This is a genomic window from Haladaptatus paucihalophilus DX253 (genome assembly GCF_000376445.1).
Taxonomy (GTDB): domain Archaea; phylum Halobacteriota; class Halobacteria; order Halobacteriales; family Haladaptataceae; genus Haladaptatus; species Haladaptatus paucihalophilus.
Map to the genome: position 1 here is coordinate 1,490,141 of NZ_AQXI01000001.1, position 25,414 is coordinate 1,515,554.

Genomic DNA, 25,414 nt, shown 5'->3' on the forward strand with positions numbered 1-25,414 from the left:
CGGACCTAAAGATACCTGCCAACAAGAAACTCGTTCGACGGTTCCCGTCCGAAACCCCGAACGTTTTACCCAGCGACCCGAACGTCTCGCTATGCTGCTCACGCTGGAAGGACTCGACGGGAGCGGAAAAACGACCGTCTGGGAAGTGCTCCACGAGGAGTTCCCCGACGCCGTGTTCACCCGCGAACCGACCGACTCGTGGTACGGCGAGGCCGTGAACCGCTCCATCGAGGACGACGACGCGGATTCGGTCGCCGAGTTGTTCCTCTACACGGCCGACCACGCAGCCCACCTCGCGGACACCGTTCGTCCCGCGCTCGAAGAGGGAAAACTCGTCATCTCCGACCGCTATTCCGATTCCCGATACGCCTATCAGGCCGTCGCGCTGGATGGGGTCGTCTCGCGCCCGATGGAGTACATCATCGGCGTCCACAAGCCGTGGACGCGCCCGCCTGACTGCACCATCTACCTCGACGTGGACCCCGAGACAGGCGCGGCGCGGAGCGGCGCGACGAACAAGTTCGAACAGGCAGGCTTCCTCGCGCAAGTACAATCGAACTACGAACGGCTGATGGACGCGGAACCCGGTCGGTTCGTCCGAGTCGATGCGACCCAGTCGCCGGAGGACGTCATCGAGAGCGTCGTCTCCACCATCGAACGCGTCACCGAGGACGCGGACGAGTAGTTTTGACGGTCGAGGGCGTACGTCACCTATGACTAAGGGGGACGACGATTCGGGACTCGGATTCACGCTGCCGCCGATGCACCTGCCGCCGCTCTCGCTTCCCGAGCAGATTCGACTCGTCGTTCCGCTGTTCAAGCTGCCCGAGCGACCGGAGCGTTCCTCGCAGGTTCGCGTGCGGACGAAATATCTCGTGGCCGCGCTGTTGCTGTTCGACCTGCTGGACGCGATACTGGCGGTGGGGCTTGGTTCGCCAGCGCCGTGGCTCCGCGCGCTCGTCGGCGTCGGTCTCACGGCGACGCTGATAGGTCCCGCGAGCCTCCTCTACCTCTGGGAACCCCTCGCGGTCGTGTTCGGGGTGGGATGGGTGACGGTGGTTCCCTCAGCGACCCTGTTGTTGCTTACGCGAGTTGTCCGGCAATTCGACCTCCTCGGGCGGCGGCATCCAGAACAGGTCGATGGAGACGCCGAGCGAGAACGGAAGCACCCAGATGAGGATGAGGGCGGTTCCGATGTCTCGGATACCGCTGCCCCCGAACCCGACCACGCCGCTCAACACGATGGTCGTGACGACGTAGACGAGCGGGACGAGTAGGAGCGTGTAGACGACCGCTCCCCAGCGCGTCGAGAGGCGGAGACGGAAGAAGCGAACGACAACCGCCGTGATGACGGTGTTGACGAGGATGATGACGAAGAGTCCGAGCATCGTGGCGGCCGAAACCATACCCGGAGATACGAAGTCCGTACTCTTTTGCGTACCGGATGGCGCGCGAGAAGGTGCATCCTGGTGAGCACGGCACCGTGAGAACGTGCGGTCGGCGGTCGCTTACACCCGCTGGTCGGTCGCTTACACCGCGCCGGTGTTTCCGAATCCGGGATGCTCGCGGTGGTACCGGATGAGTTGTTCGGCGCGGTCCGCTTTCGCCAGCAGAACCTCCTTCAACTCCGGCGGGTTCCGGATTTGCGTGTTTTCGAGCACGGTATCGGGAAGCGCGAGCGTGTTCTCGGGAACGCCCTCCTCCGCGTGGACGGGGAAGTGTTGCTGGTCGATTTTCATCACGAGCGGCCAGTCCAACCGCTCGACGCCTTCACCGGAGGAGTACAGGGCTTGGTTCACGGACTCGTGTTCGTCGCGGCTCATGACCGCGTGTTCACCGTCGTGTGGTTCGACGTACAATCGCCCGAGGTAGTAGCCGCTGGAAAACGACTCAAACATGATAGTCAATAGCACACAAGGACCAATAATTATATAGTAGTTATGCCGAACAGTTATGAAGAAGGACAAATCTACCCGTCGTTCGTTCCACCCGTTTCGGACCTGCAACGGTGATAGCAGTTCTTTTAGTAACTCGCAACGCGGATACAATATGGCAATTCCCGAGCGCTACGCCCGCTACTATCTGGAGAACACGCCGAGTTTGGTCTGGTTGATAGTCGTCAACGTCGCCGCCATCCTCGTCGGTCTCGACTTCTACATCCGGACGATGCCGAATTTCCCGACGTTTCTCTGGCCGCTGTACGCCGATTCTCCGACCGCGCTCGCGCTCATGGCCGCCTCGCTCTTTACGCTCCTGCCGAATCTCGGGAATCGACTCTCCGACGCGCCACAGAACCTCCCGCTCGCGTATCTCAATACGTTCGCCTTCGTCTGGTTGGTCAAGTTCGGACTCTGGACGTTCCTCGCGCTCAACCTCGGTTTCTCGCTCTACTTCGGCCCGCCGTGGGACCAACAGGCCCTCTGGGACTACTGGGGCATCATCATCACCCATCTCGGGTTCGTCGCCGAAGCGTACCTCATCCCGAACTACGGGAAGACGACCACGGGCGCGCTGGCCGCGGCGCTCGTCGTGTCGCTCGGCAGTGACGTTCTCGACTACGGCTTCGGCTACCACCCGCCGCTTCGGTACGAGGTCGGCCTTGTGCTTCCCCTAATAACTGTTGCACTCTCCTTCGTCTCGGTCTTCGCCGCCTCCCACGCGATGGGGAGATTGGACGACTGAGCGTTGTTTTTAAACGTTCTTCTCGTCTCTCGCACCCTCATTTCGGCCCGTGAACAGAACGAACGAATTACCCCCTTTTTAATCAGCGGGTGGTAATGGCCTGTTGATGAACTCCCCTCGTGCCGTCCTCTTAGTCGTCCTTACTCTATCCGGGTTCGCCCTCGCCGTCCCGACCGCCGGGGCACCGACGCAAAACACGCAGGCCGATGACATCACCGCGGCATCGTTCCAAGCGAACCAACAAGCGGACGACAACAGCACCCTCGGTGCAGAAATATCGTCGTTCATGCAGGTCAGCACCACGCAGGCGCAAGGAACGGTCGATACCGGTATGTGGGTCGCCCGGTTCAACCAGACGAAGAACAAATCCGCACAGAAGGCGCTCGTCAGCAACCACGTCGGCGACATGAAAAACCAGCTCGCGAGCCTTCGAGACAGAAAGCAAAAGCTCGTCGAGGCGCGCAACGACGGACAGATCAGCCAGCTCAAGTACCAGTCGGAAATGAGCCAGTTGATCGGTGAGATTCGCGCGGTCCAACACTCCATCAACGCGACCAGACCGCGCGCCGTGACGGTCGGAGCGCGCGTAAGGGACGTCAACGAACTCGACAAGCAGGCCAACACCGTGGGCGGTCCCGAGATAGCCGCGGTGGCCAAATCGATGCACAGCGTCAACCTCCGTGCCGAGAACGCGAACAACTCCACGAGCGCACCGGGAGTGGGAAACGGAACGGGAAACGCGAGTGGTGAACACCCCGGAGCTGGAATCGGAGGGAACGGAACTATCAGCATCGGAAACGGTGACGGCAACAGTACCGTCGGCATCGGCGTCGGAAACGGTGACGGCAACGGCGGGAACGGAAGCGTCGGTGTCGGTAACGGAAACGGACACGGCAGCGGAAACGGAAACTAACGCTGGCGGCAGGGAAACGCCGTCCATCCACTCTTTTTCGGGAGATTTCACCGTTTGACGCCGAGAGACACCCTTTTCCGTCCGGGTTGCCAAGTTGTGAGCGCGAATGGACTCCGCCGCGCTGCTCGATATACTGGGAAACGAAAACCGAAGACGTATCCTGCGGCTCCTCTCACACAAACCCTGCTACGTCACCGAAATAAGCGACTATCTCGGTGTCAGCCCGAAGGCGGTCATCGACCACCTCCGGAAACTGGAGGAGGCGGGATTAGTCGAAAGTCGGACCGACGACCAGCGCCGCAAGTATTTCAACATCTCGCGGAACCTCCGGCTCGAAGTCGACGTTTCCCCCTACGAGTTCGGAATGAAGAGCGCGTATCCCGCGAGTCCGAACCTCGACGTGAGCTCGTGTCAGTATCTCTCCTTGAACGTCCAGTATCTCAACGAGCGCGTCGAACCCGCGGACGACGCCGAGGATGACATCGAGCACGACGTCGAGCGAATAAGCGACTCCGAAGCGAGCGAGGTGGCAGAGCTCGCCGCCGAACTCAACTGTTTGGAGGACCTGAAGAGCGAGCTGTCGCTCGCACAGCGATGGGTTCACGGGCGGATGACGAGCGTCCTCGACTCGCTGAGCGAGGCTGTGGACGGAGACGGCGAGAACAGGATTCGAGCCGAAATCTTGGCCGCGCTCGCGGCGGGTGCGGAGACGACGGTCGAGATAAGTCGAGAGATAAAAGCCCCGGAACGAATCGTCGAGAGCCACCTCAAGAGTATGGCGGAGCGGGGAGTCGTCGAACGGGACCGCGAAAACGACGAGTGGACGTTGACCGGTTAGAGGTCTCGGGTCAGGCCGTCGCGCAAATCGCCGCCGAAGTACGCGCCCAAACCGGCGACGAGCAGGCCGGAGACGAGACCGATGGCGGCGACGGGGAAGCCCCCAACCGTGAGGGCGACGATATGTTTGAGTGCGAACGTCAGACCGCCAGCGACCGCACCGGCGAGCGCGGTTTCGGCGATTTTCGACTCGCTCGTCAGTGCGCCGAGTAGGAACGACACGGCGAACATGGCGATGAGACCGGTCAAACCACCGATGAACGGGATGACGCCGCCGAAGAACATCGCCACCGTCAACACGACCGTCGCGAGGCCGAAGTAGCGAACCGAGAACAGATTCCCGACGCGCTTTTTTGCGCGACTCCGACGGCTTTCGCTTCCCCCCGTGCGCTGTTCGCTATCACCGTCGATGTCGCTGAGGAGGTCGGAGATGTCGTCGTCGGCTTCGCGCGTCCGAGTGCGCTGGGTCATGTTTCCGAATTGACTCCCGTGGGTAATGTGCCTTTCCCCGAAACGAGTGGATTCAAGTCGAACGGCGCGCTACCCCGTGGTATGAATCCAGGGGACCGCGTTCGCGTCGAGCGAGCGGACGAAACCTACGAGGGCGTACTGCTTCCCTCCACGACGCCGGACAATCTCGTCGTCAAACTCGACGGGGGATACAACGTCGGTATCGACCGCGACCAGTCGGACGTGGAGGTGCTCGAATCCGAGGTCTACGATATCGAAGACGAGGAGTCGGACGACTCGTCGGTCGTCGAATTCGACCCGGACCTGCCGACCATTTCGCTCATCAGCACCGGCGGAACCATCGCTTCGACGGTCGATTACCGCACCGGCGCGGTGACCGCACAGTTCGACGCGAAGGACGTGCTTCGCGCGGTACCGGACCTCGCCGGACGGGCGAACTACCGCGGTCGCGTCGTCGCAAACATCCTGTCGGAGAACATGACGCCCGACGTCTGGCGGGAGTTGGCACAGGCCGTGTACGACGAGATAGCAAACGGCGCCGATGGCGTCGTCGTCATGCACGGGACGGACACGATGCAGTTCAGCGCGTCCGCGCTCTCGTTCATGCTCGACACCCCCGTTCCGGTCGTGTTCACGGGAAGCCAGCGCTCGGCCGACCGGCCGTCCTCGGACAACGTGATGAACGCCGTCTGTTCGGTCGAGGCCGCGAAGGCCGACTGCGCGGAAGTTCTCGTCTGCATGCACGCCAGCGAGAGCGACGACACCTGCGCGCTCCACCGCGGAACGCGGGTTCGGAAGAACCACACCTCGCGCCGCGACGCGTTCGAGACCATCGGCGCGGAACCGCTCGGAGAAGTAGACTACGACGCCGAGGAGGTCACGTTCCGACGCGAGTACGACGAACGAGGCACACAGGAACTCGCGCTCGCGGACGACCTCGAAAGCGACGTCGAACTCCTGAAGTTCACGCCGGGGATGGGCGTGGAAGCGCTCGACTACGCCGATGGGAAGGCCGGACTCGTCCTCGAAGGGACGGGACTGGGCCACGTCCACTCCGACTGGGTGGACCGAATCGGCGAACTCGTTGACGACGGGACGACCGTCGTCATGACCAGTCAGTGTCTCGGCGGCCGCGTCTGTGACCGCGTGTACGACACGGGCCGCGACCTGCTCGACGCGGGCATCATCGAGGGCGAGGACATGCTCCCCGGAACCGCGAAGGTGAAGCTGATGTGGTCGCTGGCGAACAGCGACGACCCCGCGACGACGATGCAGGAACCCATCGCGGGCGAGATTACGGAGCGGTCGGTGCCATGGGAGTAATGGAGATAGAACTCCGCGAGGCGACCCACGACGACTACGATGCGGTCGCGGCGTTCACGGAGAACACGTGGGCGGACCGGGACGGCAGCGACTACATCCCGCACGTCTACCACGACTGGATAGACGGCGACGACCGGTACACCGTCGTCGCGGATGCCGGGGACGACATCGCTGGCATCGTCCAGTGCGTCATGCTTTCGGACTGGGAAGCGTGGGGACAGGGAATGCGCGTCAATCCCGACTTCCGCGGACACGGCGTCGCAAACCGGATGACCCACGAACTGTTCGACTGGGCGCGAGCGCAGGGGGCGACCGTGCTCCGCAACATGGTCTTTTCGTGGAACATCGCCGGACTCGGCCAATCGCGGGCGACGGGCTACGACCCGATTACGGAGTTTCGGTGGGCGCACCCCGAACCCGACGCCGATGCCGACCCGGTCATGACCGTGACCGACGACGCGGACGCCGCGTGGGGATACTGGAGCAAGAGCGACGCGCGCGCACATCTCCGCGGCCTCGCCCTCGACTTCGAGGAGTCGTGGGCGGTGTCCGAGCTGACCCGCTCCGGACTCCATCGAAGCGCCGAGAACGACGAACTCCTCGTCGTGCAGGAGGACGGAACGCACGGGTTCGCGTGTCTCTCCCGCGAAGAGGAGCGAACGAACGAGGACGATGAGACGACGACGTTCGTCGAATACGCCGTCGGTGCGTGGACGGATGCGGACGCCGCGCGCTCGCTGTTCGCCGCGATTTCCCGCGACGCCGCGGAACGCGGTGCGGACGAAACGCGGGTCCTCATCCCCGAGACACCTCGGTTCGTCACCGATACGGCCTACTGCCGGGTGAAAATTTCCGACGAGCCGGACTTCGTGATGGGGATGGACCTGACCAAGGACGACCGCTGACGGCCAGCTGTTGACGGCCAGCTGTTGGCGCCAGCTGTTGACGGTCGATTGTTGACGGACCGCGGCGGTTAGCAGTTTTTCCTTTCGTGACTCGGACGACGCGTCGATGCCGAGAGCAGCGGCTCCGTCGTCCGGAAGACGACCACAATTACGCGCTATCCGCCGCTAACGGGGGGGAAGAGCGCCAACTCGTCGCCCGATTCGAGGGTCGTGTCCAACCCGTCTTCGGTGAAGACGTTGGTCCCGTTCCGGAGCACGTTGATGTGGTCGCGGAGGCGGCCATCGTCGTCCAACACGCGGTCTTCGAGTTCGGGCCGGGGAGAAAGCAGGTCGTCCAAGGCGTCGCCGACGGTTTCGCCCGGTTCGGCGTCCACGGACACCTCCTTTTGTCCCGCGAGTTCGGCCAAGTCCGCGAAGAGTTTCCACTGCATGGACGATGGAACGGGCGGCGACGGCAAGTGACTTTCTTTCCGCGAAGGATCTTCGTGACGGACGCGGTTCGGGACGGGAGAGGCACTGCCCGCAGACGGACGCCGGGACGAATATCTCTATCCTCATCACTATCGCTAGCGCAACCGCGGTCGCAATCCGTATCAGCCCCGTCTCCGTCACCATCGGGGCGGATTGGTCCCGGTATCCGACATAAAGATTCGGATGGTCGAATCGCCGAGGTTTGTCATTCGGCGACACGAATCGGGTCCGTTCCGGCCACGACTCGAGTGGGAAACGTGACCGTTCGGCCACCCGATTTATCGCGGCGGCCGTCGCACGAACGGTCGTATGGCGAGGGGGGTCCGGCGGTTCACGTCGGCGCGCGTCGTGGTATGGCTGGTGATCGGGGTCGCGCTGCTCTCGATAGCGACGGGTCTCGTGACCACCGCGACAGGTCCGACCGGTGGCGGCCTGTTCGGGGGACTGATTCCGCGCGCCGTCCGTCAGGCCACTTCGTACACCGGCACCATCGTGGGGTTTCTGCTCCTCGTCGCGGCTGTCGGCCTTCGTCGCGGCCTTCGCGCGGCGTGGTACGCGAGCGCGATTTTGCTGCCGGTCACCGCGATTCACGGCCTCCTCCAGTCGACACCGTACTCGCTTCCGCTCGTCGTCTTCTCGCTCCTCACGCTTCCCGCGTTGTTCCTCGTTCGAACGCGGTTTCAGCAACCGGTCGAACTGTCGGCGGCGCAAGTCGCCACCGCCGCCGCCGTCGTCGGCGCACAGCTCTACGGGACGATCGGCGCGTACGCGCTACGCACGAACTTCGCCGACCTAAACACGTGGTTCGACGCGTTCTATTTCACGCTCATCACCGCCAGTACGGTCGGGTACGGCGACATTCACCCCACGACCACGGTCGCTCGTGCGTTCGGAATGACCGTCATCGTCTTCGGCGCGGGGAGCTTCGCGGCGGCGCTGGGCGTGCTCTTCGCACCGATTCTGGAAAACAGCTTCGCCAGCGCGCTCGGGAAATCGACGAACACGAACATCAACCTCATGGAAGACCACTTGCTCGTCCTCGGTTACGGCCACCTGCTCACGGAATCGATACTCGACGAACTCGACGGAGGAACCGAATACGTCGTCGTCGCGGAGGATTCTGACCTCGTAGAGGACCTCCGGGAGGCGAAGAAAACCGTCATCCACGGGGACCCGAGCGATGAAGACGTCCTTCAGCGCGTCGGCATCGACCGCGCCAAATCGGTGCTCGTCGCCACCGAAGACGACGCCGCGGACTCGCTCGCCGTCCTGACCGCTCGGCAGTTGAACCCGGACATTCGAATCGTGGCGGCCGCCACCGAGCGCGAGAACGTGCGAAAGCTCCGTCGGGCGGGTGCGGACATCGTGGTCAGTCCGGCGCTCATCGGTCGCATGCTGGTTCAGGCGGCCCTCGGCGGCGAACACGTCGAGGAGTTAGCGGCGCAGTTGGCGGGCGAGCCGTCGAACCGAACGCTGGACGATTTCTGAGCCGTTTCGCGCGATTCAACCGCGGTGGACGACCGCCACGTCGCATTCGACCTCGTGCAGTCGCTCGAACGTCGGCGGCGAGATGAACCGCGACGCGGCGCTTCGGTTGGTGCTCGCCCCGATGAAGATGAGGTCGTAGTGGTCGTCGTTCGCCGTCAGGAACTGCTCGATGTGGTCCCGCGAAATTCGCGTCTCGAACGACCCCTCGAACGCCTCTACGAGGTCGGCGAGGGTCGATTCCGCTCTCCGCCGCTCCGACTCACGGTCGATGCAGGTACAAACGCTCACCGTCCCAGTTCGACCGACGAGACGTTGGGCGAAGTCGATCATCGCGTGGGCCGTGTCGCCAGCCCGTCGGACGGGAACGAGGATTCGCTTCCACCCGTACCTCCGGGCGTCCGCCGAGTCGGTGTCCGGGGCGGGTCGATAGACGATGGCGTCGATTCTCCCGCGGAACAGTTTGCGAACGAACGGCGAGAGGCTACCGTGTTTCTCCTCGTAGGGCGTGACGATGAGGTCGCAGTTCGTCTCGCGGGCCGTCCGCAGTATCGTCCGCGACTGTTTACTCCCGTCACCGGCGATGACGACTTCACAGGGGACACCAACCCGCGTTCGAATCCGTTGTGCCTGTCGTTCGAGGCGGGCGGCCGCTTCGTCCGCGGCTTGCGTTTCTGCCACCCCATCGGCGTCGAGTTCCGCGTTCTCGCGCGCGACGAGCGTCGGATCGGTCCCGTCCCCGTCGTCCCCTTTCGCGTTCTCGATGGCGGTATCGTCCACGATGTCCACCAGAACGACTTTTCCGGCGTCGTGGGCGGACGCCAGCTTCGCGCCGAACATGGCCGCTCCCTCGGCGTACTGTCCCCGCATCGGCACGAGAACGTGATCGTCACCGTTCGTGGATTGGTAGAGATAGCGCGACCGTTTCTGATAGAATTCCCGTCGCCACGCACCGAAGACCGAGATGACGATGACGCTCGAAACGATGACGCTCGCCACGTAGTACGGGTCGTGAACGCCGACGACGACGGCGAGCAGCGACGTGGAGAACGCCGCCGGAAGTTCGAGCGAGAGCGCCCACGTCGCTGCGATGGTTAGGAAGACGGCGAGCGCCGCGGTGACGGGGTGGGCCTGCAATGGCTGTATCTCCGGGACGTTGAGGAACGCCTCCGAGAAGAGAACGGAAAACCAGCCACAGACCGCGCCCGTGCCGAGGCCGCCGACGAAGTTCCGGGGCGAGGCGTATCGTCCGTCCGGGTCGCTGAAGAGGGTGTAGGTACCCGATGCGAGCGGCGGATAGAGCAGGAACGAAAGCTCTTCGATGCGGTCGGAGAGCGCCGTAATTCCGGCGATGAGCAGCGGGAGGGCTATCAACGCCGTCAGATGGCGGAGGTTCGCACTCGTTTCCAACCAGCGACGAAACTCCTTGGTTTCGCGGCGTCTGACGCGTCGAGCGCGCGCTAACGACCGCTCGTACATCGTCCGCAACCAGTTGCGCATCAACGAAGGGTTTTCCAGCGTGAACTATATGCGTTCCTGCCGAATCGGACCGATTCGGTCGGTCAGATCGATTCTCAGTCCTGCTTGTCGGCACTGACGTTGGGGAGCTTCGATTCGGCGACCACCGGAATATCGACTTCGGTCCCTCGGGACAACTCGGGAATGTTGTCGTAGGCGTCGAGGATGTCGCTCCGAGTGACGATTCCGACGGGGTGGTTTTCCTCGTCCACGATGGGGATGCGGCCGACGTCCAACTTCTCCATGATATCGACCACGGAGAGCAGGTTCGCGGACGGCGGGACGGTCAGCACCTCGGTCGTTCCGATCTTCTCCACCGGGGCGAGTTCCTCGTCCGGTAGGTTGATCTCCTCGCGGCCCTCGATGGTGTGGATGATGGAGTTGGTGAGTTCGGATTCGAGGTCCGTCAGGGTCATGATACCGACGAGACTGCCGCTCTCGTCGACGATTGGAAGCCCGTGGTGTTTCGTCTGCTGGAACATCATGAGGGCGTCCTCGCAACTGGAACCGGTCGTGAGCGTGTCCACGTTCGTCGTCATCACGTCTTTCGCGGTCAGATCCTCCAGACTGCCGATGCGACGTTCCTGCACGGTGATGCCCTTGTCTCGGAGCTTCTCGGTGTAGATAGTCCCGCGGTTGAGCAGGCGTTGGGTGACGACGCTGCCGATGACCGTGACGACGAGCAGCGGGAGGATGATGGTGTACTGGCCGGTCAACTCGAAGATGATGAGTGTCGCCGTCAGCGGCGCGCGGGCGGTCGCCGCGAACACGCCGCCCATGCCGACGAGCGCGTACGCACCGGGTCCCGCGGTGCCGGGGAAGAGCATGCTGGCGAGGATGCCGAATCCCCCGCCGATCATCGCGCCGATGTAGAGACCGGGCGAGAACACCCCGCCGGAACTGCCGCTACCGACCGAGAACGAGAAGGCGAGCAGTTTCAGAATCGCCAGCGCGAGGATGATCTTGAGCGTCAGGTCGCCCGCGATGGCCGAGTGGATAGTCGCGTAACCGACGCCGAACAGCCAGTCAGCGGTCGTCAGCGCCGACTCGTGGAGCAGGACGGTGCTGATGAGAACGGTGGCACCGAGGAGCAGACCGCCGATGGCGGGTTTCACGTACTCGGGCAGGTCGAGGCGCTCGAAGACGTGTTCGGTACCGTACAGCATCTTGACGACGGCGGCACCGGACAGGCCGATGACGAAGCCGAGGCCGATGTAGAGCGGGAACTCCACGATGGGCGTGACCATCTGATAATCGACGGGAACTAGAAACGCCCGAACGCCGGGATTCGGCGTGAATTCGAGGATGGTCCGCGCGACGGCGGTGGACATCACGGACGCCAACACGACGACGATGACGTTCTGCAGGTAGTACTCCGCTAGGAGGATTTCCAACGAGAACATGACGCCCGCCAGCGGCGCGTTGAACGTTCCGGCGATACCCGCCGCCGCACCCGCCGCCACCAGCGTCCGGGTGTACTTCTGGTCCATGAAGCGACCGAAGAAGGACCCCGCCGCGCTCCCGATTTGGATGATGGGACCCTCACGACCCAGCGATCCACCACTGCCGATAGCGAGCGAGGAGGCGACCGTCTTGTACACCGAAATCTTCGGGTCTATCTTCCCGCCGCGAACGAGCATCGATTCCATGACTTTCGGCACGCCGTGGCCCTTCACCTCCGGCGTCGTCAGCACGACGATGACGCCGACGAGAAGGCCGCCGATGGCGGGAAGCAAAAGGAACCGCGCGTTACCGAGGAACGACAGCGCGCCGAACACGTTCGGAAAGTCTATCAGTTCGAACTCGACGTTTCCCGGGTTGAGTGTCGTTCCGAAAAAGACCTCCTGTGCCGCCCAAATCGTCAGCCGAAAAACGACCGCCCCGAGTCCCGCAATGATTCCGATGACGATCGCAATAAGGTTCATCTGTATTTCTTCGTCACCGAGTGATAACCCCCGAGAGCTATCACCGGTAGTTGATTGTGACCCTGATAGGATAGGTAATGAACTCAATAACCCCATTTGCGTGCCTATACTGAGCGAGGGGGGATTTCCCTTTCGATATGCAGACGACCGAAAAAGTGGACGTTCTTAAACGAAAGACGGCATTCGGTCGTACGCATCCAACACGTCGCTCCGGGTGACGATTCCGACCACCCCGCCGTCTTCGACCACCGGTAACCGTCCGATATCGAATGACTCCATCTTGTCCACGACCGACAGCAAGTTCTCGCCGGGCGTCACGGTATGGACGTCCGTCGTGCACACGTCGCCGACGGTCTGTTCCGCCTCGGGACGCTCGGTTTCTCCCTCGGCGCGACCGGACATGAACGGTTCGAGGTCGGTGAGCGTGACGATTCCGGCGAGATTCCCCTCGGAATCGACGACCGGAAAGCCGCCGTGGTCGCTGGTTCGAATCGTCGGAATCGCGTCCTCGACCGACAGTTCCGCGGGGAGCGTATCGACGGTCGTCGTCATCACGTCGCTCGCGGTCAGGTCCTCCAGACTGCCGATACGGCGCTCTTGCACCGTGATTCCGCGCTCCCGGAGTTTTTCGATGTAGATGGTGCTCCCGCGGAGGAGGCGGTTCGAAAGTTCGTTGCCGAGGACGCAGACGAGCAAGAGCGGGAGGATGATGGTGTACTGGCCGGTCAACTCGAAGATGATGAGCGTCGCCGTCAGCGGCGCGCGGGCGGAGGTGGCGAAGATGCCGCCCATGCCGACGAGCGCGTACGCACCGGGTCCGGCGGTGCCGGGCACGAGCGCGTGGACGACGGCCCCGTACGCGCCGCCGAGCATCGCGCCGATGTACAGCGACGGCGAGAACACCCCGCCGGAACTGCCGCTCCCGACCGACAGCGAGAACCCGACGGCCTTCATCAGCGCGAGCACCAACAACAGGACGAATCCGAAATCGCCGAGGATGCTGTGGCGAATCGTGCCGTACCCAACGCCGAACAGCCACGTCGCACCGCGGAGCGGGGAGACGCCGAACGCGACCGCCGTGACGAGGGCTGAAAGACCGAGGAGCGCCCCGCCGAGCGCGGGTTTCGTCACGGGGGGAAGGTCGAACCCCTCGAAGACGTGTTCGGTGCGGTAGAGGAGTTTCACGACGCCCGCGCCGACGAGCGCGACGAGCACGCCGAGCAGGACGTACAGCGGATATTCGACCACCGGCGAGACGAGGTGGTACTGAATGGGAACGAGGAACTCGCGGACGCCGGGGTTGGGAGTGAAATCGAGCAACGACCGCGCGACGGCCGTCGCCATTACCGCACTCAAGACGATGGCGATGACGTTCTGCAGGTAGTACTCCGCCAGGAGGATTTCCAACGAGAACATGACGCCCGCCAGCGGCGCGTTGAACGTCCCGGCGATACCCGCCGCCGCACCCGCCGCCACCAGCGTCCGGGTGTAGGCGCTTCGGTCCACGTACCGCCCGAAGAAGGACCCCGCCGCGCTCCCGATTTGGACGATGGGACCCTCACGACCCAGCGACCCGCCGCTACCGATTGCGATGGACGAGGCGACCGTCTTGTACACCGAAATCTTCGGGTCGATTTCGCCGCTCCGAACGAGGATGGATTCGAGGACCTTCGGGACGCCGTGGCCCTTCACTTCCGGCGTCGTCAGTTTGATGATGACGCCCACGATGAGGCCGCCGACGGCGGGAAGGAGGAGGAGTCTAACCGGACCGAGCGCCGACAGTATCGAAAAGGCGTTCGGAACCGGGACGAGCGCGAACTCGACGCTCCCCGGATTGAGCGCCGGGCCGTAGAAGACCTCTTGGACGACCCAGATGGCGAACCGGAAGAACACCGCGCCGAGTCCGGCGATAATCCCGATTGCGAGCGCCAACACCACCATTCGAAGGTCGCTGTCCGCCGGAAGCGACCGGAGGGAATGCGGGGAGAGGGGCGAACGAACCTTCCCTAACATGGGCTCGTCGCTCGCCGCCTCCTCGCTCCCGTCCCCTCCACCCATAGAGAGCATCACGACCGGGAGCCGCTACACTCTTGTGGTCGGTTTTACGAAAATCACCCCCGTATCAGCTCTCGGTTACGCCAACGATACGACGGCATCGAGCGTGATGCGAATCGCGCGCTCGACGTTGTTCTTCGCCTTCTCGGGCAGTTCGTCGTCCTCGGTGTCGGTGCCCTTCTGGGTTCCCTTCACGAGGTTGCCGTCCACGGTGCAGATGGCCCCCGAGCGCATGCCCTTGCGTCGCGCGACGGAGAAGACCGCGGCCGCTTCCATCTCGACGGAGAGGATGTTCGCCTCTTCCCACGACCGAACGTACTCGTCGGTTTCCGCGTAGAACGCGTCGTCGGACGCAATCGGGCCGACGTGAACGTCCTCGTCGTTCGATTCCGCGGAATCGACCAGCGCCGAGAGGACGTGATAGTCCGGCACCGCCGGGTAGGTGTCCTTCTCGTAGCGACGGGTCGTCCCCTCGTCTTTCGCCGCGCCCGTGGCGACGACCATATCGCCGATTTCGATGTCCGTCTGGAGCGCACCCGTCGTCCCGACGCGGATGACGGTTTCGACGCCGACGGCGTGCATCTCCTCGATGGCGATGGTCGCCGACGGACAGCCGATTCCGGTCGAACAGATGGTCAGCGGCGTCCCCTCGTACTCCGCGTTGACGACCTTGTACTCGCGGTTCTCGGAGACGACCTCCGAAGAGTCACACTGCGCCGCGATTCGGTCCACGCGCCCCGGGTCGCCGGGAATCAGCGCGATGTCGTTCAGGTCGCCCTCGTCAACGAGTAGGTGCGGTTGCATTGCCATGGACGAGGGGTTTTGGGGTGAGGTAGAAAAGAGTAGCTGTAACGCGTCAGGATGTCGTGTTCCTCGCGGATGAGTTCGCCGATACCGTGTTTCATCACTGCTTTTCCGAGCGAGGTGGCGACGTAGTACGAATAAGGGCTGTCACCGCCTCGTTTCTTGCGTTTTAAATATAGGCCACATTATAATACACAATATATCATAGACATGAAGTGTGGATTAATAGTTCTATGATAAGTTAATTGATAAGAATCTTATGCATGGGTGCAATACCGCTAGTATGTCCGCCCTATACAAACGGCGAAAAGTCCTCTATGGAGCATGCACAGTCTTTTTTGCAGGTTGTCTCGGTGAAGATAGTGGAGACAAAAGCATTTGCACCTACTCGACTAAACGTGCGTTCAAGACGGATGCGATTACAGCGCTCAAGTATCAGGGAGATTCTGTCAAACGAGATACCGACGATGGAACGGAAACGGTGTTTCAAATTACAACCACTCTGGAAATCGAACCGAAGTCTGTAGGGAAGATTACGGTCTACTCGGAAAATGGTTCCAAAATCTCTACATCAAAGGTGACAGAGAAGCAAACAGACGTTACTTGGGACGTGAGAAATCGACGTCCTACTGGAGAAACGTACGAAATGGTCGCCTACCAGAATGGCAAGAGAGTCGATAGTAGTACGATTCGCGCCAAATGTGGCACTGAGTAAGTAGCACTTATTAAAGACATTGACCGCAAACAATACTAGGGCAAGTACCGAACGCTCACCGTTCCGTCCTCGGACCTGACTTCGACGCGGTTCACGCCGAGTCGAGCCGCGCGCGAGAGCGTTCCCTCGTCGTCCAGCACGTCGGCCACGGCGTCTTCGGTTTCCTCCGGCGGAACAGATAGAACGTGAATCTCGCCGATTCCGGCGCGTTCGGTGCGTTCCAAGTCGCCAACCTCCTGTTCGTCGGCGATGTCTCGCTCGTGACTCGTCGGCGGTTCGTCGCTCTCGTGGACCGTGAGGGACCGTCGTTCGTCGATTTCGACGGCGGTCCACGTCACCTCCATCGGGGGTTCGGGTTCGACCGTGGCCTCGATGGCGTCGTCCGCTTCGACGCCGGGGTTCCTCGAAAGCGTGTGTACCTGTCCGTCGTGAACGTCCTTCAACACCGCCGAGTCGTCTTCGGCGTGTGTGACGAGGAACGTGCTCGTCTTCTCGGTCATGGCAGGTGGTACGTCGCGGTTCCTTTTCCGGGTTGCGCTCCCGTTCGCTACTTGAGGAACCGATGGAGGGCGTAGATGAACAGCGCCGAGACGATGGGCGGGACGAGGCCGGACAGTTGCGGGAGCGAGTAGAGAAAGCTCCCGAGGGCACCGGCGTTCGCCGACTGGTACTGTGCCGGAACGGAGATGATGACCCCGACGTACAGCGAGAGCAGGAAGAGGACGCCCGAGAGCGCGAGAATCGTGTCGTAGCGGGCGTCTTCGCCTTCGTCGCGTCGGTGACGACGCGCCACGAACAGGACGGGCGCGAACAGCGGTCCGAGGACGAAGAGCGCGATGACGCCGAGGAAGGCGTTCGAGGTCGTCTCCAGCGCGGAGTGACCGAGCGTGAGGTAGAACCAGCGAACCAGTGCGAGGACGAACGCGAACCCGAGGATGACCCCGAGAACGAAGCTGAGAAGGACGTACAGACGGAAAACGAGCGAGTCGGAGACGCGGAAACTGTAGCGGAACGCGCCAAGCAACCCGGAGTAGTCGTCCTCACCGGCGGTAGCGGCGTCGGTCATCACACGACACTCGGACTCGCGCGAAGGTAAATGGCGCGACTTCGAGTCGGGAGGACCGACGGTACGATTTCGTGTCGAACGATTTCCGAAGAACGTTTGAAACGGATGGTTCTCTATAGCGGTATGAGCACTGACAACGCCGCCAACTCGTCGGGCGGAGCCGCCAACGAGAGCGCCGAAACCGACGAGCGACACAAGAACGCTCGCCAGAACGTCGTCGCCGTGGACGGCGACGACAACGAACTCGAAATCGTGAACCGCCTCGACGCCCACATGGGCGACGGCATCCGCCATCGAGCGTTCACCGCGCTCATCTTCGACGAGGACGACAACATCCTCCTCGCCCAGCGCTCGCCGACGAAGCGCCTCTGGGACACCTACTGGGACGGTACCGTCGCGTCCCACCCCGAACCCGGCCAATCCCAAGAGGAGGCCACGCGCCAGCGCCTCGAAGAAGAACTCGGCATCTCGCCCGACCAGTACGACGATCTGCGCGTGACGGATAAGTTCGAGTACAAGCGCTACTACCCGCAGGAGGGCGTCGAACACGAGGTCTGTTCCGTCCTCAAACTCACCCTGACGGACAAATCGCTCGACCCCGTTGAGGAAGAAGTCGGCGGCGTGATGTGGGTTCCCTACGAGCGCCTGCACGAGAACCCGCGCTGGTACCGTCAGCTTCGCCTGTGTCCGTGGTTCGAAATCGCCATGCGACGAGATTTCGAATAGCGACTTTCGCAAGAGCCTGTTGTGTCGTTTTTTCGATTAATTTCGTGGAAGTAGTCTGTCGAATAGTGGCCTACCGCACCAATGCTTGAGAATTTTGTGACCCGATATACCCTTTCAACGATCACAGACGAATCGCTCAACCACGACAGGTTCACCACTCGGCTATCCCGCCGTCTTCGTGACGCCAGACCGGGTTGTACCACTTCACGTCAGCACGTGACTGCTCACGCACGTACGACTCGTCCACCTCGATTCCCAAACCTGGTTCGGTCGGGCAACTGACGTAGCCGTCATCGAATTCGAACGTCTCGGGGTCGTCGAGATACTGGAGTCCGACGCTCTCTGCTGGGTCGTGAAAGGATAAATCCTGTTCCTGCATGACGCCGTTGTGCGAACAGAGGACCACTTGTAGGGTCGCTGCGAAGGCGATCGGACTCAACGGACAATGTGGAATGACGGCTACGTCGAACGCCTCTGCCATCGTCGCAATCTTCCGCAGCTCTGTAATCCCGCCGACGTGTGTCACGTCGGGTTGGATGACCGTGACTGCGCCCTCTACGAGGAGCGGTTTGAAATCGTACCGCGAGTAGAATCGCTCACCTGTCGCAATGGGGACGCTTGTCTGTTCCGTGAGCGTCGAGAGGAACCCCGAGTGTTCCGGCAACACTGGTTGGTCGATGAACATTAGACCATACGATTCCAGCGTCTCGACGAGCCGACGGACCATCGGCTTCGAGACGCGCCCGTGAAAGTCAACGCCGAGATAGAGATCGTCACCAACGGCGTCCCTGACGGTAGCGACGCGCTTTCGCACCCGTTCAACAGTACCCGGTGGTTCGAGCGCACGGAACTCGGCGGTTGCGTTCATCTTGATCGCCTTGTATCCCTGATTGCGACGGGAAATCGCCTCTTTCGCGATCGCCTCCCTGTCCTCGCCGCCGATCCACTGGTGGACCAGCACCCGGTCCCGAACCTGCCCGCCGAGTAGTTCGTGAACCGGTGCCCCGTAGTGCTTCCCCTTGATGTCCCACAGAGCGTGGTCGATCCCGGCTAGGGCGCTCATCAGGATCGGCCCACCGCGATAGTACCCTCCTTGGTACATCGTCCGCCAGTGACGTTCAACCTCTAACGGGTCTTCACCGAGGAGATACGCACTGACGAGCTCGTCGACAGCAGTTTGGACTGTTTCGAGTCGTCCCTGGATGGTCGGTTCACCCCAGCCCACGAGGCCGTTGCTCGTCTCCAGTTTGAGAAAGAGCCATCGCGGTGGAACAGCGAAGAGTTCGTAGTCAGTGATGCGCATGCTACACGTTGTGACGACTACTACTTCAAGACACGGAGTATTCGATGATTTTTAGAACGCGCGATTCTCGGGACAGTCGCCGTCGAACCGAACTGATGCTGGGACAGCCGCGAACGACGACGATATCTTCCCCGCTCGAATAGACGGAAAGAGTTCCGATACAGTTGTTAAAAGTGACAAAGATGAGAGAGCGGGACGAACAACGGTAAGAATGATTGACTTTTCTGGACAGGGTTCAAACCCCGACGGAGGTCGCCCAACAACTAGGCCGACAAGTCGCGCCAGCTGCGTTCGGGGAACCGGCCGAGCAGCACCCGCCTCTTCGAATGTATCCATTCATGTGAAAACTTATAGCGTGCCGGAACTCGCGCCTGCATTCTGTGACTGTCCGGCGGCGGACGTCCCAATGTCGCTGTCGAGTTTGCGCTGGTGGAGCGTTTCGCCGGTAGCGCCGTCGAAGAGGTGCACATCTTCGGGGGGGATATGCGCGTAGAGCGTCTGTTCTTCACTGATTGGCCGCTGTCCGCCGACTTCGACGACGAACGTGTCCTCGGATTCCTGGTCCGCGACCCGGCAGTACACGTACGAGATACTACCCATCGGCTCGACCACATCGATGACGACCTCGAAACTGTTCCGATCGACGGCCTCGTCGTGTAGGGCTACGTCCTCGGGGCGGATTCCGAGTTCCAGATCTCCGTAGCTCCCGACGCTTTCCTGCATTCGTTCCGAGAGGTCGTACCCGAACCCGTCACACTGGAGTGTTCCCCCTCGCGCGGTCCCGGCGAAGAAGTTCATCGACGGCGACCCGATGAACCCCGCGACGAATCGATTGGCGGGGCGGTAGAAACATTCCAGTGGCGTGCCGACCTGTTGGAGTTCACCGTAGTTGAGAACGACCAGGCGGTCGCCCATGGTCATCGCCTCGGTCTGGTCGTGCGTAACGTACAGCGTGGTGACTCCGAGGTCGTTCTGGAGCCGGTTGATCTCCGTTCGCATCTCCGTCCGAAGCTTCGCGTCCAGATTCGACAGTGGCTCGTCCATCAGGAAGACGTTCGGGTCGCGAACGATCGCCCGGCCGAGCGCGACGCGCTGTTGCTGCCCGCCGGAGAGCTCCCCTGGTTTGTTATCCAGCAGGTTCGCGATACCCATCATCTCCGCCGTCGACGTGACATTCCGTTCTATCTCACTCGCGGACATGTTCGTCGACATCTTCAGTCCAAACGACATGTTCTCTTGAACGGTCATATTCGGGTACAGCGCGTAGTTCTGGAATACCATCGCAATGTCGCGCGCGCGTGGTCCGAATTGGTTGACGACCGTGTCACCGATCGTGATGTCACCTTCCGTCTGGGTTTCCAGCCCTGCTACCATCCGCATGAGTGTCGATTTCCCGCTGCCCGACGGTCCGACAAACACGACGAACTCACCGTCGTCGATTTCGAGCGATACGTCGTCGACCGCCACTACTGAGTTGTTGTCTCCACCGAATCGTTTGGTAACGTCGTCGATTGTGATTCTTGCCATTATCGTACCGCCATTGTGCAGCAGTCTGTCCACGCTGCATGGGTGTCGTTTGCGAGCGATGCGTGTCGTCCGTGTACAGTCGTAGTTTCGTTCATTCTTTTAGCACCACACCGAAGCTGAGTCCAGCAGCAAGGTACTTGTTGACCAAGATGAGGAAGACCGCGACAGGGATGATCATCGCCATCGAAGCAGCTGCAAGCATCGACCACTCGATCGAGCGCGAGCCGATGAACGAGTAGACGTACAACGTCACCGGGACTGCTTTGGAGTTGGTCAGCACGAGCCCGAACAGCAACTCGATCCATGCGAAGATGAAACTGATAATGGCGACCGAGTAGATTCCGGGTTTTGCCGCCGGCAGGACGACTTTTCGGAACCCCTGAAATCGCGTTGCGCCGTCGACCCGCGCTGCTTCCTCCAAGGTCACGGGGATACCATCGAAGAACGCCTTCATCACCCAGACCACCAACGAGAGGTTGATGCTGACGTACATGAGGACCATCCCGATCCTGGTGTCGAACAAGTTGAGGTTCCGGAAGATGAAGAAAAACGGGAGCACAACGGCGATCGGCGGGAGCATCCGTGAGGAGAGGATCCACACGAGTACGTCCCGTTCCATGGGGATGTCGTATCGAGAGAGCACGTACGCCGCCGGTACACCGATCAGCAGGACGAGCACCACCGATGCCGCCACCATGATCAGGCTATTACCGAACGCCGTGACGAACTTCGACCGCTGGAAGAGCTGCAGGTAGTTGTACACCGTCGGCAAGAAAACCCAGTCCGGCGGGAGCGTGTTCGCCTGTCCCGGAGGCTTCAGTGACATGGACGCGAGCCAGTAGAGGGGGAACAGCACAACGAATGACCACGTTAACAGGATGGCGTGTCGGACCACCGAAACGATCTTCTCGCGCGTGTCTTTTTCGAAGCGTTGGGACGAACCGGGTTCGGCTTTTGTCGTCGCCATCAGTCCCACACCCCGTCAAAGCCGACTTTTGCGATGACGATATTACACAGCGCGACGACCATGATTAGGTAGACGACGGCGATGGCTGCGGCGACGGTAACCTGGTTGTTGACGAACATCTGTTCGTAGATATTGATGCTCACTAGCTGCGTCGCTGTCCCCGGCCCACCTTGGGTCAGCCCGTACACGACACCGAACGTCCGGAACAGATCGATCATCCGGATGAGGGTCGCAACGAACACCACCGGCTTCATGTACGGGATGATGACGTGGACGTAGCGACGCCAGAGTGGCGCTCCATCGACTCGCGATGCCTCGACCAGCGTGTCGGGTACCGAGGATAAGCCCGCGTAGAAGATGATGAACATGAACGGCGTCCAATTCCACGTATCCATGAGAATCACCGTTAGCAGCGGCATCTTCGAGAGGAACGCCGGTGCGGTGAACGGGGTCGCGGAGTTGATCACGTACGGAATGATTCCAACCTCGCTGTTCAACATGATTCGTCCGATCGTCGCGAGCGACACGGGTGCGACTGCCATCGGAATAATGAACAGAACCCGATAGAACGACTTGACCCGGCCGGAGCCGACACCGGCAACGAGCGCTGCCAAGACGAACCCAAGGACACTCTCGAGGATCAACGCACTGACGACGACAGTGATGGTGATGATGAGCGAATGCAGCGCACCACCACGGGAAAACGCCGTCGAGAAGTTACTCAGACCGACGAAATCGGCCGCGAATACGTTCAGCGTCGGCTCTTTAATCAAGCTGAGATAGAGGTCGTAGGCGCCGGGGAAGAAGGTAATCAGAACCATTACCGTCGCCATCGGTGCGATGAACCAGATCGGGAGATGGTCGTTCCACAATCTCCGGACCCTCGCGATCTTTCCCTCGGGCTTTGTTCGCGTTTCCGATTGCGTCTGTGTTGGTGTACTCATGATTTTATCTGTGTCCGAACGGCTAACTCACCCGCTGTAAATGTTTTCGGCGACGGTGGCGGCCTTTTTCATCGCTGCCTCGGCCGATTTCTGCCCGGCGATGGCTCGCTGTAGTTCTTCGGAGTACTGCTGGCCCCACTGGGGATACTTCCGGTCGAACGGGTCCGGTTTCGCTGCCTTCAGCGAATCGAGCGTGATCTGGGCGAAGTCCTCGCCGACACGCGACCGGAACTCGTCGTTCTTCCAAACCGACTGGCGAACCGAAAATGCGGCGTCGTTATTGAGATGCATCCACGTGTTGGTCGGTTTAGACGTCGCCCACAGCATGAAGAGGAAACCCTGCTTCGAGTTCTTCGCATTCTTCGACGTCGATATCTGCCAGTTGTATGCGTTAGGGGAGAACTGACCATCGGCCGGCTTCGGTGCTTTCGCGATACCGATCTTATCACCTACTTTGGAGTCGGATCCGGTCAGGTCCGGCCAGAACAGATTGGCGTCCGCGACGATGTGACCGGCGCGCCCCTCTTGCATCGTCGTGAGCACGTCGGACCAGGTCTGGGTTGACGCGTCCTGTGGACCGTAGTCTTTCAGCAGGTTGACGTACCACTTTGCGGCGTCGATGGTGCCGTCCGTATCGAGACCGGAGTTGTTCGGGAAGTCGGTCCAGAGTGATGTGCCGAACTCGCGGAGGAACGTGTTCAGGATGTAGATGTTCATCCCGTAGCCTTTCTGTCCGCGTCCGACCGTCCCGGCGATGTCGGACTCCGCTTCGTGGATCGTCTTTGCGTTCTGTCGGAATTGGTCGAGGGTCTCCGCGACTGTTAATCCGTGTTTCTCGTATAGGTCTGTCCGGTAGAACTGGGTCTGGACCTCGACGGTGATCGGGAGTCCGGTCCACTTGTCGCTATAGCCACCGCCGTGGGCCTGCCATTTCGACGCGTCGAACATATCGCCCGGATGGTACCAACTCTCGTCGTACAAGCTGCTGTCATCGAAGTACGGATCGAGGGGTTGTAGCCACCCTTCGTGGCGATACTGGTTGACGACTTGATCCATGAAGAACACGTCGAACTGTCCAGCACCGGTACTGGCATCGGTTTGTCGCTTGGTCCGGAATTGATTTTCCGGCAGGATGTTCCAGACGACATCGATTCCGGTGAGTTTCTCAAAGATCGGAACGGCGGGCTTGATTGCATCGACCCACGGGTGCTGGACGGCACCGATGTTGATCTTCGAGTCCTCGAACTGTTTCCAGTCGATATCAGCCTGTTGGTACTTTTTGAGTGGGATATCCGCGCCACCGTCCGATTTGGAGTCGGTATTAGCGCTGTCATCGGAACCGGTTCCACCGCGTGTGCAGCCCGCGATGCTGGTGAGCAATCCTGCACTGGTCGCCGTCAGAAACGTCCGTCGATTGTGTTTTCCGTTCATAATTATGTCAGATCTGTGTGTATCTCTGTGGTGTTCGTGGTTACTGCACTACCGATTGGGGTAGACTATCTTTTTCAGCCCTTCTCGAGCCTCCATCTGTTCAAACGCCAGTTCGATGTCGTCGAGTGAGAACTCGTCAGTGACGAGCGTGTCAGCATCGATGCGACCGTTCTGGAGAAGCGTGACCGCACGGGCGAACGAGTCCGGAGTCAACGAGTAGGTACCGACAATCTCTCGTTCCTCGTAGAACACGTCGAACGGTGAGATTTCGACCGTCGCATCCTCCGGCGGAACGCCGAACACGAGGGTTCGACCGCCAGGTCCGGTGAGTTCGTGGGCTTGCTCGATGGTGTCTGGCAGTCCAACGGCTTCGATGGCCACATCGACGGAACCGACGAGGTCCGGGATCACCGTCGTCGGGTCCTCCTCGGTCGGGTCGATGACGTAGTCCGCACCGATGTCGAGCGCCGCCTCACGTCGTTCCGTGACGGGTTCGGAGACGACGAGGGGCCCAGTAGCACTCGCCCGGAGCAGTTGCGTGAGCAACAGCCCGATTGCACCAGCGCCGACGATGACGACCGTCTCACCGCTGGTGAGATCGATCTGATCGACGCCGTTGATACAGCAACCAAGGGGTTCCGCGAAGGCCGCCGTCCGGTAATCCATGTCGCCGATGTCTTCGACGTTGCTGGCAGGGGCCGTTACGTACTCCGAGAACGCACCCTCGATGATGTGTTCGGCCGCGCCGCCGAGCGAGGTGAGATCCTTGCAGAGGTTTTCCCGTCCGGATTTACACGCCGAACACTCGTTGCACGGGATCGAGGGGTTGATCGCGACGCGGTCACCCACCTCGTAGTCGTCTATGTCGTCGCCCACTGCCACTATCTCCCCGGCGCTCTCGTGGCCAGGGGTCATCGGGTAATCGACGGTGAGTGACCCACTGTACATGTGCACGTCCGTCGTACAGACGCCGCAGGCAGTGACTTCTACGAGCAGTTCATCGCTGTCCGGCTCCGGTCGTTGCCGGTCGTCGATTTCCACCGAGTTTACGTCCGTGAATGTTGCTGCCTTCATCGAACTAACTGCCCAACCCCATTCAGAAGTCCCTGTTAAATGTTTCCCCTCAAAAATCAAATATCGCCTTTCACGCGTCGAGAACCACGATATCTGCATTTCAGAATCGTTCTTCTCTGAAAAACAGGATTCAATTCAACGTAAAAATGGTAAGTGAAAACCCAAATAATGAACGATTATGTACGTCTCGGCCAGTTATCAACCGACTCTTTCGAGAGGGTTGTTTTCCTCTGAAGAACAACTGATATGGATTTCTAGCTCCTATCGGGAAT

At 61.0% G+C, this 25,414-nt stretch carries 24 protein-coding genes; 9 read left to right on the top strand and 15 right to left on the bottom strand.

The features are described 5' to 3' along the window. Positions 1-91 precede the first annotated feature (91 nt). Positions 92-685, top strand: coding sequence for a dTMP kinase (tmk, locus tag B208_RS0108390; RefSeq protein WP_007976846.1), 594 nt, complete (start codon positions 92-94; stop codon positions 683-685). Positions 686-713: 28 nt separating this feature from the next. Beyond that, a complete protein-coding gene (locus B208_RS23800; protein ID WP_007976844.1) occupies positions 714-1,277 on the top strand; it encodes a hypothetical protein in 564 nt (187 codons plus the stop codon). A 252-nt stretch (positions 1,278-1,529) separates the two neighbouring features. Here B208_RS23800 and B208_RS0108400 read toward each other — a convergent pair whose 3' ends face one another. Further along, a complete protein-coding gene (locus tag B208_RS0108400) occupies positions 1,530-1,898 on the bottom strand; it encodes a DUF5802 family protein (protein ID WP_007976843.1) in 369 nt (122 codons plus the stop codon). A gap of 151 nt (positions 1,899-2,049) precedes the next feature. On the opposite strand from B208_RS0108400, the gene B208_RS0108405 reads away from it, so the two are divergent. The 3 genes from B208_RS0108405 (at position 2,050) to B208_RS0108415 (ending at position 4,433) form a co-directional block, all read left to right on the top strand. Further along, positions 2,050-2,682 (top strand): DUF1405 domain-containing protein, encoded by a 633-nt coding sequence (locus B208_RS0108405; protein ID WP_007976841.1) that lies wholly within the window; start codon positions 2,050-2,052, stop codon positions 2,680-2,682. 106 nt (positions 2,683-2,788) lie between these two features. Continuing rightward, positions 2,789-3,595 carry a hypothetical protein gene (locus B208_RS0108410; RefSeq protein ID WP_007976840.1) on the top strand — a complete coding sequence of 269 codons (807 nt, stop codon included), beginning with the start codon at positions 2,789-2,791 and terminating at the stop codon, positions 3,593-3,595. 106 nt (positions 3,596-3,701) lie between these two features. Next, positions 3,702-4,433 (top strand): metalloregulator ArsR/SmtB family transcription factor, encoded by a 732-nt coding sequence (locus B208_RS0108415; RefSeq protein ID WP_007976838.1) that lies wholly within the window; start codon positions 3,702-3,704, stop codon positions 4,431-4,433. Here B208_RS0108415 and B208_RS0108420 read toward each other — a convergent pair. Beyond that, the gene (locus B208_RS0108420) at positions 4,430-4,903 is read right to left on the bottom strand and encodes a hypothetical protein (protein ID WP_007976836.1); all 474 of its coding nucleotides are present in this window, start codon (positions 4,901-4,903) and stop codon (positions 4,430-4,432) included. The genes B208_RS0108415 and B208_RS0108420 overlap by 4 nt on opposite strands. An 81-nt stretch (positions 4,904-4,984) precedes the next feature. On the opposite strand from B208_RS0108420, the gene gatD reads away from it, so the two are divergent. Both gatD and B208_RS0108430 read left to right on the top strand, forming a co-directional pair. Further along, complete coding sequence (gatD, locus tag B208_RS0108425; protein ID WP_007976834.1) at positions 4,985-6,226, top strand: Glu-tRNA(Gln) amidotransferase subunit GatD; 1,242 nt, start codon at positions 4,985-4,987, stop codon at positions 6,224-6,226. Beyond that, positions 6,226-7,131, top strand: coding sequence for a GNAT family N-acetyltransferase (locus B208_RS0108430; RefSeq protein ID WP_007976832.1), 906 nt, complete (start codon positions 6,226-6,228; stop codon positions 7,129-7,131). Before gatD ends, B208_RS0108430 begins: the two co-directional genes overlap by 1 nt. A gap of 155 nt (positions 7,132-7,286) precedes the next feature. On the opposite strand, the gene B208_RS0108435 is transcribed toward B208_RS0108430, so the two are convergent. Next, positions 7,287-7,562 (bottom strand): ubiquitin-like small modifier protein 1, encoded by a 276-nt coding sequence (locus B208_RS0108435; protein WP_007976830.1) that lies wholly within the window; start codon positions 7,560-7,562, stop codon positions 7,287-7,289. Positions 7,563-7,911: 349 nt separating this feature from the next. Between B208_RS0108435 and B208_RS0108445 the strand changes: the two genes are divergently transcribed. Further along, positions 7,912-9,090 carry an NAD-binding protein gene (locus B208_RS0108445; protein WP_007976827.1) on the top strand — a complete coding sequence of 393 codons (1,179 nt, stop codon included), beginning with the start codon at positions 7,912-7,914 and terminating at the stop codon, positions 9,088-9,090. Positions 9,091-9,105: 15 nt separating this feature from the next. Here B208_RS0108445 and B208_RS0108450 read toward each other — a convergent pair whose 3' ends face one another. The 6 genes from B208_RS0108450 to B208_RS0108475 form a co-directional block, all read right to left on the bottom strand. After that, positions 9,106-10,587, bottom strand: a complete 1,482-nt coding sequence (locus B208_RS0108450; protein WP_007976825.1) for an HPP family protein — start codon at positions 10,585-10,587, stop codon at positions 9,106-9,108. Positions 10,588-10,661: 74 nt separating this feature from the next. Beyond that, positions 10,662-12,530 (bottom strand): chloride channel protein, encoded by a 1,869-nt coding sequence (locus B208_RS0108455; RefSeq protein ID WP_007976823.1) that lies wholly within the window; start codon positions 12,528-12,530, stop codon positions 10,662-10,664. Positions 12,531-12,695: 165 nt separating this feature from the next. After that, entirely contained in the window at positions 12,696-14,588 is a 1,893-nt protein-coding gene (locus tag B208_RS0108460) for a chloride channel protein (protein ID WP_007976820.1), read from the bottom strand. A 75-nt stretch (positions 14,589-14,663) separates the two neighbouring features. Next, a complete protein-coding gene (locus B208_RS0108465; protein ID WP_026177784.1) occupies positions 14,664-15,395 on the bottom strand; it encodes a nucleoside phosphorylase in 732 nt (243 codons plus the stop codon). 744 nt (positions 15,396-16,139) lie between these two features. After that, complete coding sequence (locus tag B208_RS0108470) at positions 16,140-16,604, bottom strand: DUF5812 family protein (protein WP_007976816.1); 465 nt, start codon at positions 16,602-16,604, stop codon at positions 16,140-16,142. Between the two features lie 47 nt (positions 16,605-16,651). After that, positions 16,652-17,170, bottom strand: coding sequence for a hypothetical protein (locus tag B208_RS0108475; protein WP_007976813.1), 519 nt, complete (start codon positions 17,168-17,170; stop codon positions 16,652-16,654). Positions 17,171-17,293: 123 nt separating this feature from the next. Here B208_RS0108475 and B208_RS0108480 point away from each other — a divergent pair, with 123 nt between their 5' ends. Beyond that, positions 17,294-17,896, top strand: a complete 603-nt coding sequence (locus B208_RS0108480; RefSeq protein ID WP_049805654.1) for an NUDIX hydrolase — start codon at positions 17,294-17,296, stop codon at positions 17,894-17,896. A gap of 151 nt (positions 17,897-18,047) precedes the next feature. Here the strand turns inward: B208_RS0108480 and dgoD are convergent, their stop codons facing one another. From dgoD to B208_RS0108510, 6 genes are all read right to left on the bottom strand, one after another. Further along, positions 18,048-19,199 carry a galactonate dehydratase gene (dgoD, locus tag B208_RS0108485; protein WP_007976809.1) on the bottom strand — a complete coding sequence of 384 codons (1,152 nt, stop codon included), beginning with the start codon at positions 19,197-19,199 and terminating at the stop codon, positions 18,048-18,050. Between the two features lie 348 nt (positions 19,200-19,547). Next, positions 19,548-20,726 carry an ABC transporter ATP-binding protein gene (locus B208_RS0108490; protein ID WP_018128819.1) on the bottom strand — a complete coding sequence of 393 codons (1,179 nt, stop codon included), beginning with the start codon at positions 20,724-20,726 and terminating at the stop codon, positions 19,548-19,550. Positions 20,727-20,817: 91 nt separating this feature from the next. Then, positions 20,818-21,693 carry a carbohydrate ABC transporter permease gene (locus tag B208_RS0108495; protein ID WP_007976807.1) on the bottom strand — a complete coding sequence of 292 codons (876 nt, stop codon included), beginning with the start codon at positions 21,691-21,693 and terminating at the stop codon, positions 20,818-20,820. Next, complete coding sequence (locus B208_RS0108500; protein ID WP_026177785.1) at positions 21,693-22,637, bottom strand: carbohydrate ABC transporter permease; 945 nt, start codon at positions 22,635-22,637, stop codon at positions 21,693-21,695. The genes B208_RS0108495 and B208_RS0108500 overlap by 1 nt, the downstream gene beginning before the upstream one ends. A 27-nt stretch (positions 22,638-22,664) precedes the next feature. Further along, positions 22,665-24,068, bottom strand: coding sequence for an ABC transporter substrate-binding protein (locus B208_RS0108505; protein WP_007976805.1), 1,404 nt, complete (start codon positions 24,066-24,068; stop codon positions 22,665-22,667). A 48-nt stretch (positions 24,069-24,116) separates the two neighbouring features. After that, the gene (locus B208_RS0108510; protein WP_007976804.1) at positions 24,117-25,142 is read right to left on the bottom strand and encodes a zinc-dependent alcohol dehydrogenase family protein; all 1,026 of its coding nucleotides are present in this window, start codon (positions 25,140-25,142) and stop codon (positions 24,117-24,119) included. Between the last annotated feature and the right edge of the window lie 272 nt (positions 25,143-25,414).